13 protein-coding genes are annotated in these 11,794 nt (G+C 62.8%); 6 read left to right on the top strand and 7 right to left on the bottom strand.

Annotated features, from left to right (window positions below):
- Positions 1-11: 11 nt before the first annotated feature.
- Both AC4P1R_RS02655 and AC4P1R_RS02650 read right to left on the bottom strand, forming a co-directional pair.
- Entirely contained in the window at positions 12-827 is an 816-nt protein-coding gene (locus AC4P1R_RS02655) for a DsbA family protein (protein WP_492177386.1), read from the bottom strand.
- Positions 828-1,012: 185 nt separating this feature from the next.
- On the bottom strand, positions 1,013-1,519 hold the full coding sequence (locus tag AC4P1R_RS02650) for a DUF721 domain-containing protein (RefSeq protein ID WP_069460824.1): 507 nt from the start codon (positions 1,517-1,519) through the stop codon (positions 1,013-1,015).
- 90 nt (positions 1,520-1,609) lie between these two features.
- Here AC4P1R_RS02650 and mutY point away from each other — a divergent pair, with 90 nt between their 5' ends.
- The gene (mutY, locus tag AC4P1R_RS02645; protein ID WP_069460426.1) at positions 1,610-2,695 is read left to right on the top strand and encodes an A/G-specific adenine glycosylase; all 1,086 of its coding nucleotides are present in this window, start codon (positions 1,610-1,612) and stop codon (positions 2,693-2,695) included.
- Between the two features lie 41 nt (positions 2,696-2,736).
- On the top strand, positions 2,737-3,381 hold the full coding sequence (locus AC4P1R_RS02640) for an HAD family hydrolase (RefSeq protein WP_069460425.1): 645 nt from the start codon (positions 2,737-2,739) through the stop codon (positions 3,379-3,381).
- Positions 3,382-3,557: 176 nt separating this feature from the next.
- On the opposite strand, the gene AC4P1R_RS02635 is transcribed toward AC4P1R_RS02640, so the two are convergent.
- The 3 genes from AC4P1R_RS02635 to AC4P1R_RS02625 all read right to left on the bottom strand — a co-directional run bounded on the left by AC4P1R_RS02635 (position 3,558) and on the right by AC4P1R_RS02625 (position 5,531).
- Positions 3,558-4,688, bottom strand: a complete 1,131-nt coding sequence (locus AC4P1R_RS02635; protein WP_069460823.1) for a site-specific DNA-methyltransferase — start codon at positions 4,686-4,688, stop codon at positions 3,558-3,560.
- Between the two features lie 154 nt (positions 4,689-4,842).
- Positions 4,843-5,208 (bottom strand): antibiotic biosynthesis monooxygenase family protein, encoded by a 366-nt coding sequence (locus AC4P1R_RS02630; RefSeq protein ID WP_069460424.1) that lies wholly within the window; start codon positions 5,206-5,208, stop codon positions 4,843-4,845.
- Positions 5,205-5,531 (bottom strand): NIPSNAP family protein, encoded by a 327-nt coding sequence (locus AC4P1R_RS02625; RefSeq protein ID WP_069460423.1) that lies wholly within the window; start codon positions 5,529-5,531, stop codon positions 5,205-5,207. The genes AC4P1R_RS02630 and AC4P1R_RS02625 overlap by 4 nt, the downstream gene beginning before the upstream one ends.
- 126 nt (positions 5,532-5,657) lie before the next feature.
- On the opposite strand from AC4P1R_RS02625, the gene AC4P1R_RS02620 reads away from it, so the two are divergent.
- Positions 5,658-6,338 carry an ArsR/SmtB family transcription factor gene (locus tag AC4P1R_RS02620; protein WP_069460422.1) on the top strand — a complete coding sequence of 227 codons (681 nt, stop codon included), beginning with the start codon at positions 5,658-5,660 and terminating at the stop codon, positions 6,336-6,338.
- A gap of 91 nt (positions 6,339-6,429) precedes the next feature.
- Here the strand turns inward: AC4P1R_RS02620 and AC4P1R_RS02615 are convergent, their stop codons facing one another.
- Positions 6,430-7,098, bottom strand: a complete 669-nt coding sequence (locus AC4P1R_RS02615; RefSeq protein WP_071014199.1) for a GntR family transcriptional regulator — start codon at positions 7,096-7,098, stop codon at positions 6,430-6,432.
- A 250-nt stretch (positions 7,099-7,348) separates the two neighbouring features.
- Here AC4P1R_RS02615 and AC4P1R_RS02610 point away from each other — a divergent pair, with 250 nt between their 5' ends.
- Both AC4P1R_RS02610 and AC4P1R_RS02605 read left to right on the top strand, forming a co-directional pair.
- Positions 7,349-8,044 (top strand): HAD family hydrolase, encoded by a 696-nt coding sequence (locus tag AC4P1R_RS02610; RefSeq protein WP_069460420.1) that lies wholly within the window; start codon positions 7,349-7,351, stop codon positions 8,042-8,044.
- A gap of 153 nt (positions 8,045-8,197) precedes the next feature.
- Positions 8,198-9,304 (top strand): branched-chain amino acid ABC transporter substrate-binding protein, encoded by a 1,107-nt coding sequence (locus tag AC4P1R_RS02605; protein ID WP_492177385.1) that lies wholly within the window; start codon positions 8,198-8,200, stop codon positions 9,302-9,304.
- Positions 9,305-9,383: 79 nt separating this feature from the next.
- Here AC4P1R_RS02605 and AC4P1R_RS02600 read toward each other — a convergent pair whose 3' ends face one another.
- The gene (locus AC4P1R_RS02600; protein WP_069460419.1) at positions 9,384-9,929 is read right to left on the bottom strand and encodes a hypothetical protein; all 546 of its coding nucleotides are present in this window, start codon (positions 9,927-9,929) and stop codon (positions 9,384-9,386) included.
- A gap of 449 nt (positions 9,930-10,378) precedes the next feature.
- Between AC4P1R_RS02600 and thrC the strand changes: the two genes are divergently transcribed.
- Complete coding sequence (thrC, locus tag AC4P1R_RS02595) at positions 10,379-11,785, top strand: threonine synthase (RefSeq protein WP_492177384.1); 1,407 nt, start codon at positions 10,379-10,381, stop codon at positions 11,783-11,785.
- Positions 11,786-11,794: the final 9 nt, after the last annotated feature.

The raw sequence follows: 11,794 nt of genomic DNA, 5'->3' as shown, positions 1-11,794 counted from the left end.
AAAGCGAAGGATCAGAGCTTTCCGTCGATGAGGGCCGACATAACGTCAACCGACATGTCCCCCGAATAGTGCTCTCCATTGACGAAGAAGGTCGGCGTCGATTGCACGCCGAATTCCTTGGCACCGCGCTGCATCACTGCGTTCACATCATCCAGAAGTTTCTGGTTCGTCAAGCAGGCCTCGAAGCTCTCCTGTGTAAAACCGGCGAGTTTCGACATTTGCAGCAGTGCATCGCGGCCGTTTTCCGCGGCCGCCCACTGTCGTTGCTGCTTGAACAGCATGGAAATCATCGGGAAATACTGTCCTTCGGGCGCGCAGCGCGCCAGCATGAAGGCGGCTGCCGCGCGCGGATCGAACGGGAACTCGCGGACGATGAATCGCACCTTGCCGGTGTCGATATATTTGGCCTTGATGGCCTCGAAGGTATTGTTGTGGAAGGCAGCGCAATGCGGGCAGGTCATCGACATATATTCGACGATCGTCACCGGCGCGTCGGCCTTCCCCAGCGCCATTTCCGGCAGCGGACCCGGCTCCATCAGCTTCTGCACGTCCACGCTGCCTTCCGACTTCGGCAGTTCGACCTCGGCCGCGGGTGTGGATGCCTGGGCCACCTCGGTGCCCGCCGCGGGTTTCATCTCGGTCGAGGCGGCGGGCGCTTCAGCCGTTGATGCGGTGGTCGTCGCATCCGCACTTGTCGCCGTTTCGGCCGGCGTGGTGGAAGCAGCCTCCTTCTTCTCATCGCTGCAAGCGGCGATGACCAGGGCGATCACCGCAATGGCGACGCCACTCAGCAGGCGTTTCGACAGGCTCGTATCGGAAGCGGACATGGAGAGGACCCGTTTTCTGTGAGGGAAAAATTCGAAGTGGGAATTCGATAACTTGCCCGATCAATGGCGGCAAGGGGCGGTATCTCAACTGAGTTCAAAGAATTGTGACCCTACTGCATGTCTCATCAATCGACCTCGATTCAACGGAATGCAGCAATTCAACGCGCAGCGCTGTAGATGATCGGTCATTTCCGCCGTGACGACAACACGGCGGTACCGAGCCGCGTCAGCGCCGCCTTCAGCGTCTCGCTCTCGATGCCATCGATCATGGATTCGAGCCGGCGGGCGGGCTCACCCGTAAGTGGCCGCGGCGGCCCGCGGCGCCTGGGGGGCGGGGCAACCGGCTTCTGTACGATCCGCAACTGACCAATTGCGTGGAAACCGAAGAACCCGTTGATCCGCTGGATCAGTTCGCCTTGCGCGTGGGTGAGAAAGAGCGCCCGCGTGCCTTCGCAGGCAATGGTGAGCACGCCCGGCTGGTAGCCGCCCTCGGCACCGATTTCCGAGGCGCGGCGCGGCCAGGCGATCTTTTCCGGCCGGGTGCAGTCGGCAAAATCCGCGCCGGCGATCTCGTCCCAGGAGCCGAGCAGCATGGTGTTGATGCCCGCGCGCTTGGCGAGCACCGGATCGATCAGCCCGTTGGCAACTTCGCTGATCTGGACCACACCCTTGCGGGGCTTTTGTTCACGCACGCATGCGACTTTCTGTTTGCAATTCGGATCGAGCCTTGAAGCTCGGGCGGGCATCGGCCAAGTATAGGCCGGAAAAGGACTTCCCGGCAAATGACGTGCGAAACCCTGACGGCGGATGACGCCGCCCTTCTCTTCACCTGGTATGATCGCCACCACCGCGACCTGCCCTGGCGAGTTTCGCCGCCCATGGCACGGCAAGGCGTCGTCGCCGATCCCTATCACGTCTGGCTCTCGGAGGTCATGCTGCAGCAGACCACCGTTCAGGCGGTAAAGGCCTATTTCGACAAGTTTCTGAGGCTCTGGCCGACGGTCGAGGATCTCGCGGCCGCCGATACGGACGATGTGATGAAGGCATGGGCCGGGCTCGGCTATTACGCCCGCGCGCGCAACCTGAAGAAATGCGCGGAGGTAGTGGCCCGCGGCCACGGCGGACGCTTTCCGGATACGGAGGAAGGCTTGAAGGCGCTTCCCGGCGTGGGCGCCTATACCGCCGCAGCGATCGCGGCGATCGCCTTCAATCGCAGGAGCGCTGTGCTGGACGGCAATGTCGAGCGCGTCATTTCACGGCTGTACGCGATCGAAACGCCGCTGCCTGCGGCCAAGACCGAAATGCGGCAACGCGTATCCCGGCTGACACCCGCCGACCGACCGGGCGACTTCGCGCAGGCGATGATGGATCTCGGCGCCACGATCTGCACGCCGAAGCGACCGACCTGTGCACTCTGTCCCTTCCGCATGAAGTGCATGGCTCTTTCCTCGGCGGTTCCGGAAACATTTCCGATAAAGGCGGCGAAGAAGGAGAAGCCGGTGCGCCTCGGTGCTGCGTTCGTGGCGATCGATGGCGCCGACGCCGTCTATCTGCGCAAGCGGCCTGAAACCGGCCTGCTCGGCGGTATGACGGAGGTTCCCGGCACGGACTGGAGCGCACGCCGCGATGGCGAGACCTCCGTCGACGCGCGACCCTTCGTAGCGCCCTGGGAATCCTGCGGCACGATTACCCACGTCTTCACGCATTTCGAGTTGCGCCTTTCCGTCTACCGCGCCAATGTCGCCGATGCACCGCCCGCTGTCGGCGGCTGGTGGGAGCCGATCGCGTCACTGAAGAGGCAGGCGCTGCCGACCGTCATGAAAAAAGCAATCGCGAAGGCTATACCGCATGCTTTCAAGCCCGGCTGATCTCGGATCGCCTCTATCTTCATGCCCGTCAGGAACTTGTTATGAGCACCATCGAAATCCGCCACATAGTCTTCGATATCGGCAAGGTGCTGATCCATTACGATCCGCAGATTCCCTATCGGCGCCTCATCCCCGACCAGGCGGAGCGCGACTGGTTCTTCGCCAATGTCTGCACACACGACTGGAATGTCGAGCAGGATCGTGGGCGCTCCTGGGAAGAGGCCGAGTCACTGCTGATCGAGTGCCATCCCGAGCGGGAAGATCATATCCGCGCCTTCCGGCGGCACTGGCACGAGATGGTGCCACATGCCTACACCGAGACGGTCATGCTCCTCGAAAGTCTGGTTGCTGAAGAGCGCGACGTGACGATGCTCACCAATTTCGCCTCCGACACGTTTCGAGAGGCCCTGAAGCGCTTTCCGTTTCTGGCGCTGCCGCGTGGCGTGACGGTCTCTGGCGATGTCGGCCTTATCAAGCCGGATATCGAGATCTACAGAACCCACGCCCAGACCTTCGGCCTCGATCCCGCCGCAACGCTCTTCATCGATGACAGCATGGCCAATGTCGAGGGCGCCCGGACTGCCGGCTGGCAAGCCGTTCATTTTGCCGATGCGCAGAAATTGAGGGCGGATCTTGCGGCCCACGGCGTGCACCTAGCGCGTCTAGAAAGACGCGCGGCGCTGTAAGGGGCGATGGTCGAGGCACGGCATCCTGTCGCGGAGCAGGTCCGTAATCACGAGGGGTGCAAAATACAAGCGCCCGGAATCCTCGCGGATTCCGGGCGTTTAAAGCTCTCCTTCCGGGACTGAAGGTACGAAAACCGGAGGGAGCGCTTTTCGAAGACCTGCGCGGAACTGGTTGATCAGTTCAGTTTTGCCAGGTCGTTTCGAATGACGGATCTGAGTTCGTCGATGGGCCTCAGGCTATTCCCCTCTTCGAAATGCCAGAACGTCCAACCGTTGCAGGCGTCGAGGCCTTGGACCTTGGCGCCGAGGCGGTGGATCGACCCCGCTTCGCCGCCGGATGCCAAGGTGCCATCGGCGCGCACGATCGCGCTGTAGCGGCGCTTCGCATCGGTCAGGACCGTGCCGGGCTTGATCAGCCCGCTTTCGATGAGCGTGTTGAAGGCGACGCGCGGTTCGGCCTTCTTGCCGGTCATAACCGAAAGCATCGCCTTGCCGAGCGGCTCGACGGCGGCGATGCGCTCGGCGGCGGCGTCGATATAGTCCTGCTCGCGCTCGATGCCCACGTAATGCCGGCCGAGGCGTTTGGCGACGGCGCCGGTGGTACCGGAACCGAAGAACGGGTCGAGCACGACGTCGCCCGGCTTGGTCGACGCCATCAGGATGCGGGCGAGCAGGGCTTCCGGCTTCTGCGTCGGATGCACCTTTTTGCCGTCTTCGTCCTTCAGCCGCTCAGAGCCGGAGCAGATCGGAAACAGCCAGTCGGAGCGCATCTGAACGTCGTCGTTCGCCGCCTTCATCGCTTCGTAATTGAAGGTATAGCCTTTGGCCTTGGCGTTCGGCGTCGCCCAGATCAGCGTCTCATGGGCGTTCTGGAAACGACGGCCCTTGAAGTTCGGCATCGGATTGGTCTTGCGCCAGATGATGTCGTTTAGGATCCAGAAATGCAGGTCCTGAAGGATCGCGCCGACCCGGAAGATGTTGTGGTAGGAGCCGATCACCCACAGCGTGCCGGTCGGCTTGAGGACCCGGCGGCAGGCAAGCAGCCAGGCGCGGGTGAAGGCGTCATAGGCTTCGAAGGACGCGAACTGGTCCCACTCGTCATCGACGGCATCGACCAGCGACTGGTCCGGCCGGTGGAGCGTGCCGCCAAGTTGGAGATTGTAGGGCGGGTCGGCGAAGACGACATCGACCGAATTGTCGGGAAGCGCGTTCAGCGCGGCCACGCAATCCCCCTTGATGATGCTATCCATCCAGCTCAATGGACGGGCGGCGCGGGAGATTTCGGCAAGCGAAACAACAGAAGAGATGGGAGAAGGCATGGGACAACTCGCAAATACGCTTACTCGGGACTGACTATAGCACTTATGGTTACCGAAGATGGTTACCAAAGGCTGAAGACGGTCCCGATAAATCGCCCCGACTTCCCTGCCCCAAACTCGGCGCGAAGCCGGGTCGCGCTTCTCAGGATCGGCCGGTCTCCGTCTTCTCGTGCCATTGCTGACTGTCCGGCGGCACCTCATCCCGTTCCTTGAGGCCGTAATCGCGAACGACGGAGGCGATCCGCAGGCGGTAGTCCGCGAACACGCCTCGGCGACCCGCCTCCTGCGCGGCGCGGTGCTCGGCGCTGTTGCGCCAGGCCTTGACCGCCGCCTCGTCGCGCCAGAAGGAAAGCGACAAGAGCCTGTTCGGATGGGCAAGGCTCTGGAAGCGCTCGATCGAGATGAAGCCTTCGATGCCTTCCAGTAGCGGACGCAGGTCGGCGGCGAGGCCGAGATAGGTGTCACGCTTTCCGTCTGCCGGCAGCACTTCGAAGATCACGGCGATCATCGGCGTGCTCCTCCCGTTGGCAGGGAGACGTTCTTCAGGAAGATCCGGTCTTCCTTGAGAATGAAGCGCTCGCGTCGGGCAAATTCATAATTTTCGCGGCCGAGCGGGTCGGCGGCGAGCCGCGCACGGTAGGCCTCATAGGATGCAAGGCTGTCGATATTGTAGACGCCATAGGCCGTCGTCGCCGAGCCCTCATGCGGCCCGAAATAGCCGATGAGATCGGCGCCGCAGCGCGGGATCGCCTCGCCCCAATTACGGGCATAGGTCGCGAAATCTTCTTTGCGGAACGGATCAATTTCGTAGCGGATGAAACAGGTGATCATGGTTTTTCCTATTCTTGTTCATGCATGTCGTCATCCGAAAACGCTGCACACTCATGGGCAACATATATCGGACCCCGCCCACCATGCCCGCTTGCCCTGCTTCAATGCTTCGATTACCATCGAACTATGAAGGAAGGTCCTGACATTGCCCTGATCGGTTCGCTGATCGGAGACCCCGCACGCGCCAATATGCTGACCGCGCTAATGGGCGGCCAGGCGCTGACGCCGACAGAGCTTGCCGGTCATGCCGGCGTGACGTTGCAGACCGCGAGTTCGCATCTTGCCAAGCTCGAGGCCGGCGGATTGGTGACGCAACGCAAGCAGGGGCGGCATCGCTATTACGCGCTAAGCGAAGACGAGGTCGGGCTCATGCTCGAAGGTCTCATGGGTTTTGCCGCAAGCCGCGGCCTCACGCGACACCGGCCGGGGCCGAAGGATCCGGCACTGCGCAAGGCGCGGGTCTGCTACAACCACCTGGCCGGTGACTATGGTGTGCGGATGCTGGATAGCCTCATTGGCGCCAAGCAGATCGAAATGGAGGGAGAAGAGGTGGCGCTGACCAATGCCGGCCGCGAACGCGTCGAGGCGCTCGGCATCGACTATGCGGCGCTCAGGGCGTCCCGCCGGCCGATCTGCAGAACCTGCCTCGACTGGAGCGAACGCCGATCACATCTCGCCGGCTCGCTCGGCGAGGCGCTGCTTGCGCACTTCATCGACAGGGGCTGGGCGAAGCGCGTGAAGGACAGCCGCGCCATCCGCTTCACCGACGCGGGCGAGAAGGCTTTCCTGGAGCACTTTCCGCTATAGACGCGCGCCGGTGCCGGCGTCGACCAGCGTCGCCCCAAACCGCTGCGGCGAGGCGCGTGCACCGATCTTTGCGCCGTCTGAAAAGACGCACCTATCCGACGATGGAAAAGGCGCCGCGGATCTCGCCGCCCGCGGTTTTCGCAGGCGACCGGCCAATCCAGCCGACATGCCGCTCGAGAATGGCCGCGGCCTCCTCACACTTGCCCTGGCGGAGCGCCGCGAGGATCGCCCGGTGATCGTGATCGGTGCGCGCCTCCCAGCTCGACCGCCAGGTGGAGAAGAGGAAGCGAGCGCTTGCCGCGTGAAGATCGTCGATTGCGGCGAGCAGGCGGGGCATGGCGCAAGGTTCGAGGATCAGGCGATGAAAGGCACGGTTTGCCGCCTCCCAGCTGCGCACGTCACGGGAACTGTCGGCGGCGGCCGTCGCCACCTCGGCCCGATCGAGAATGGCGCGCGTCAGATGGGGCATGGCGTGGCGAAGGGCCAGCACCTCCAGGACCGCGCGCATCTCGGCAACCTCGCGCACCTCCTTAAGATCGAAGGCCGCGACGCGGACGCCACGGCGGGGCTCACTAACGGCAAGCCCCTGGGCCTCGAGCCGGCGGAAGGCTTCGCGGACCGGTACATGGCTGGCGCCGAACTCCTCGGCAACATGATCCTGGCGCAGCCTTTCGCCCGGCGCGAGCTGACCGGAGATGATCCTCTCGGCGAGAGCCCGGCTGATGCGGCTGGCAAGCGTGTCGTCCCGTTCCTTCGTCATGCATCACAGATAGAGGCGCAGCCGGTGCCTGTCGAGCAAGCTGCGGCGATCTCCCGACGATTTCCAGAGGTTGAGCCGCGCGTAATGCGGGCACGCGCGCTGTTCCAGCCCGGGCGGAAAACCGCTTCGCACTTTTCCTCGTCCCGCTCAAGGTTGAGCTTTGAACCGCCATCGTATAAATCTGCCGGGACCATTTTCCGTCCGCATTTCAGAGCCTCCCTGCCAGCGGCGTTTCCCCCAAGGAATTATCATGACCGGTATCGACCTCATCATCTTCGATTGCGACGGCGTTCTCGTCGATTCGGAAATCATAGCCTCGGAAGTTCAGGCTGCGCTGGTGAGCGAGGCAGGCTATCCGATCAGCATCGACGAGATGAATGAACGCTTCGCCGGCATGACATGGCGCGACACCCTGCTGACGATCGAAAAGGAGGCCAATGTTCCGCTCTCGGCCTCGCTGATCGACAAGGTCGACACCATTCTCGACCAGCGACTGGCCCGCGACGTCAGAATCATCGACGGCGTCCTGCCGGTGCTGATGCAGCTCACGCTGCCGCATTGCATCTGCTCCAACTCCACCTCGGAGCGTCTCGCCACGATGCTTGGCAAGGTCGGCATCCGCGATCATTTCGGTCCCCATATCTATTCCGCGCGTGACCTCGGGCCGGATCGGGTGAAACCGAAGCCGGACATCTTCCTGCACGGAGCCGCTCAGTTCGGCCGCGACCCCTCGCGCGTCCTCGTCATCGAGGATTCCGTCCACGGCGTCCACGGCGCGCGGGCGGCCGGGATGCGCGTCGTCGGCTTCACCGGTGGGAAGCATACCTATCCATCGCATGCCGACAGGCTGACGGATGCCGGCGCGGAAACAGTCATCTCACGCATGGCGTCCCTGCCCGGCGTGGTCGCTGCGCTTGCCGAATGGTCGGAATCGCTGACGGCCTGACAGCTTTTCCCGGCCTGAACCGACTGGAAACTCGTCCTCAACGGAGTGCGCAACCAAATGCGTGCGCTTTCCGTCAACGAACCCAGTTTCCCGGCCGCGCAAGAGGACTATATCAACAGGTTCAAGGGGACTTTCCAAGGAGGAGAAAACGCCATGCGTGTTTCATTGTTGTCTGGATTGACCTTTGCGGCCGGTATCGCTTTTGCTCCGCTCGCCCATGCCGACGTCACGCTCGGCGTGATCACCCCGCTCACTGGAGCGGTCGCGGCCTTCGGCGAGCAGGTCAAGAACGGCGCCGAGGCCGCCGTAGCCGCGATCAATGAAAAAGGCGGCGTCGGTGGCGAGAAGGTCGTCATCAGGATCGTCGACACCGGCGGCGAACCGAAGCAGGCCGTGTCCGTATCCAACCAGCTTGCAGGCGAAGGCGTGCGCTATGTGGTCGGCCCGGTTCTTTCGGGTACGGCGATGCCGGCCTCCGACGTGCTGGCTGAAAACGGCATCCTGATGGTCACGCCGACGGCGACCACGCCGAATCTCACCACCCGCGGGCTCTGGAACGTCTTTCGCACCTGCGGCCGCGATGATCAGCAGGCGGTGGTCGCCGCCGATTACGTCTTGCAGAAACTCAAGGACAAGCGCATCGCCGTCCTTCATGACAAGGGTGCCTACGGCAAGGGCCTTGCCGACGGCTTCAAGGCCGCCATCAATGCAGGCGGCATCGATGAGGTCGTCTATGAAGGACTGACCCCGGGCGAGAAGGACTACAGCGCCATCGTCACCCGCCTTAAAGCCGAGAATGTCGACGTGGTCTATTTCGGCGGCTATCACGCCGAGGGCGGCCTGCTTGTCCGTCAGATGCACGACCAGGGCGTCGACGCACAGCTGATCGGCGGCGACGGCCTCTCCAACACAGAGTTCTGGGCAATCGGCGGCGATGCGGCCGAGGAGACGATCTACACCAATGCCAGCGACGCCACCCGCAACCCCGCCGCTGCGCCGGTGATTGAGGCTCTCAAGGCGAAGAACATTCCGGCCGAAGCCTTCACGCTCAACGCCTACGCCGCCGTACAGGTGATCAAGGCCGGCATCGAGAAGACGGGCTCCCCCGACGATCCGACCGCGGTCGCAACAGCGATTAAGTCCGGCGACGAGATCGATACGGTGATCGGCAAACTGACCTATGGCGAATCCGGCGATCTGACCTCGCCGAGCTTCTCGCTTTACAAATGGGAGGCCGGCAACAGCGTGCCCGCCGAGTGATCGGCGCAGGTTCAAAGAGTTACAGCGACCCTATGCGCGTCTGAAACGACGCGCGGCGCTGTACAGGTGACCGTGAGGCCTACTGCGTCCGATACGGCCCCTCGTCGAAACCGATGAAGATCTTGGCGTCCGCCCCGGCGCCCGCCGGCAGGGTGACGTCGGCCTTGGTGAAGACGAACTGCGCATTGGTGCTGCCCGGCGGAACCTCGACCGGGAATTGCGTCAGCTCGGAATAAAGCGTCTTTTCCCCGTCGGTCGCGGCAACGCGGATCGGCATGGACAGCTTGCCCGGCCCGCCGGCGGGCCCGGCCACGACGCGACCCTGCGCGACCACCGTCACCTTGAGGCTGTCTTGGCTCTGTACGCACTGGCGCGTGGTATCGGCAAGCGACGCCTGATAGACGACCTTGGTCGGATCGTCCTTTCCACCCTTCGCATAGGTGCGGTAGGAGGCGGTTCCATCCCTGAGCGTTACAGGCGGGCAAGACGCCTGGACGACGGCCGGCGTCGGCGCGCTCGCGCTGCCGCCCGCTTCGATTGCCCCTCCCGTCTGCGTCTTGTTGCAGCCGGCGACGGCCAGCAGGACGGACATTGCGAGAAGATGGCGAGACACATTGGCAGACACGTTGCACAACCTCTTCAGAACCAGTTCAAAACTCGGGATCGCTGTGACCGCGGCCTCAAGCAGCCGTAGTCGTCGCGGCCCGTTGCGATGCTCGGACCGAAATCATGCGGGACCGCCGCTTTCGGTGCGCTCACGATCGACAGAGGCCTTTCACGGCCTTCGGGCATCGTCTATAGCAGCGCGAAATCGAAAAATCGACGGGGTGGCCCTGTTGAACCGAAAATTCCGAAAAGGGCGCGAAATTGCCATGGTAACAAGAATGGCCGCGCGTTTTTCGGGGGACTGACGCAAAAAGGGCCGCGGGCGTCGCTCACGACCTCCGCAACGCCTGCTTGCTACAACCGGGGCTATGCGCCTCTCGAGGGATGCGGCGGGAGAACGCGGATCGAGAAGAGTGCGCGGGCCGGTCGCCCGTTGGCACTCCAGCCATGGGATATGGGTAACGAGGGATGAAGACGGTGAAGTACATATCGACGCGCGGAGAAGCGACCCCGCTCGGATTCTGCGATGCGCTTTTGGCGGGACTTGCCCGCGACGGCGGCCTCTATCTTCCGAAGGAGTGGCCGAGCTTCTCGAAGAAGGAAATCCGGCGGCTGCGCGGCAAGTCCTACCAGGACGTTGCATTCGCCGTGCTCGAACCATTCACCAATGGCGAGATCCCGGCCGCGATGTTCCGCGAAATGATCGACGAGGCTTACGCCACCTTCCGCCACCCCGCGGTGGCACCTCTGGTCCAGACGGGCCCGAACTCCTTCGTGATGGAACTCTTCCACGGCTCGACGCTCGCCTTCAAGGACGTCGCCATGCAGTTGCTGGCGCGGCTGATGGACCATGTGCTTGCCGAGCGAGGCGAACGCGCGACGATCGTCGGCGCGACGTCGGGCGACACCGGCGGAGCGGCGATCGATGCCTTTGCCGGCCGCGAGCGTACCGATATTTTCATCCTCTTCCCGCACGGCAAGGTGTCGCCGGTGCAGCAGAGGCAGATGACCACCGCGACGGCCGGCAATGTGCATGCGATTGCCGTCAACGGCAATTTCGACGACTGCCAGAACCTCGTCAAAGCCATGTTCAACGACGAGGCATTTCGCGACCGGGTGAAGCTTTCCGGCGTCAACTCGATCAACTGGGCGCGCATCATGGCGCAGATCGTCTATTATTTCACGACCGCGATCACGCTCGGCGGCCCGGACCGGAAGATCTCCTTCACTGTGCCGACCGGCAATTTCGGCGATATCTTCGCGGGCTACGTCGCCAAGCGCATGGGACTGCCGATCGACAAGCTGATCATCGCCACGAATGAGAACGACATTCTCGCACGGGCTCTGAAGACCGGCCGCTATGAAATGCGCGAGGTGAAGGCCACGACGTCCCCGTCGATGGACATTCAGATTTCCTCCAATTTCGAGCGGCTTCTGTTCGAGACCCATGATCGGGATCCGGCTGCGGTGCGCGCGGCGATGGCAGGGCTCAACCAGTCCGGCTCGTTCTCCATCGGCGAGGGCGCGCTCAAAAAAATCCGCAAGGAATTCCGCGCCGGCAGCGCCTCGGAGAAAGAGGTGTCGGAGACGATCCGAAAAACCTATGAAGAAGCCGGCTATCTCCTTGATCCGCATACGGCAATCGGCGTTTTTGTTGCGGCCGGGCATGAGAAGCTTCAAGCACCGATGGTGACGCTTGCGACCGCCCACCCGGCCAAATTTCCCGACGCGGTAAAATCGGCCAGCGGTATTGACCCGGCGCTTCCATCGTGGCTTGCTGATCTCATGAGTAGGGCGGAGCGTTTCGATATTCTGGATCCGGAACTGAAGATCGTCGAAACCTTCATCGGCGAGCGCACGCGCGTTCGGGATTAGAACGAAAGA

This window comes from Sinorhizobium sp. Y406 (assembly GCF_058732025.1).
The sequence above is the reverse complement of the archived record's forward strand: the minus strand, read 5'-3'. Positions and strand labels throughout refer to the sequence as shown.

Bases quoted from the DNA above. Each gene is read 5' to 3' on its own strand.
- mutY (WP_069460426.1), top strand. From the start codon at position 1,610: ATGACGTGCGAAACCCTGACGGCGGATGACGCCGCCCTTCTCTTCACC.
- AC4P1R_RS02640 (WP_069460425.1), top strand. From the start codon at position 2,737: ATGAGCACCATCGAAATCCGCCACATAGTCTTCGATATCGGCAAGGTG.
- AC4P1R_RS02625 (WP_069460423.1), bottom strand. From the start codon at position 5,531: ATGATCACCTGTTTCATCCGCTACGAAATTGATCCGTTCCGCAAAGAA.
- AC4P1R_RS02655 (WP_492177386.1), bottom strand. From the start codon at position 827: ATGTCCGCTTCCGATACGAGCCTGTCGAAACGCCTGCTGAGTGGCGTC.
- thrC (WP_492177384.1), top strand. From the start codon at position 10,379: ATGAAGACGGTGAAGTACATATCGACGCGCGGAGAAGCGACCCCGCTC.
- AC4P1R_RS02615 (WP_071014199.1), bottom strand. From the start codon at position 7,098: ATGACGAAGGAACGGGACGACACGCTTGCCAGCCGCATCAGCCGGGCT.
- AC4P1R_RS02630 (WP_069460424.1), bottom strand. From the start codon at position 5,208: ATGATCGCCGTGATCTTCGAAGTGCTGCCGGCAGACGGAAAGCGTGAC.
- AC4P1R_RS02610 (WP_069460420.1), top strand. From the start codon at position 7,349: ATGACCGGTATCGACCTCATCATCTTCGATTGCGACGGCGTTCTCGTC.
- AC4P1R_RS02620 (WP_069460422.1), top strand. From the start codon at position 5,658: ATGAAGGAAGGTCCTGACATTGCCCTGATCGGTTCGCTGATCGGAGAC.
- AC4P1R_RS02605 (WP_492177385.1), top strand. From the start codon at position 8,198: ATGCGTGTTTCATTGTTGTCTGGATTGACCTTTGCGGCCGGTATCGCT.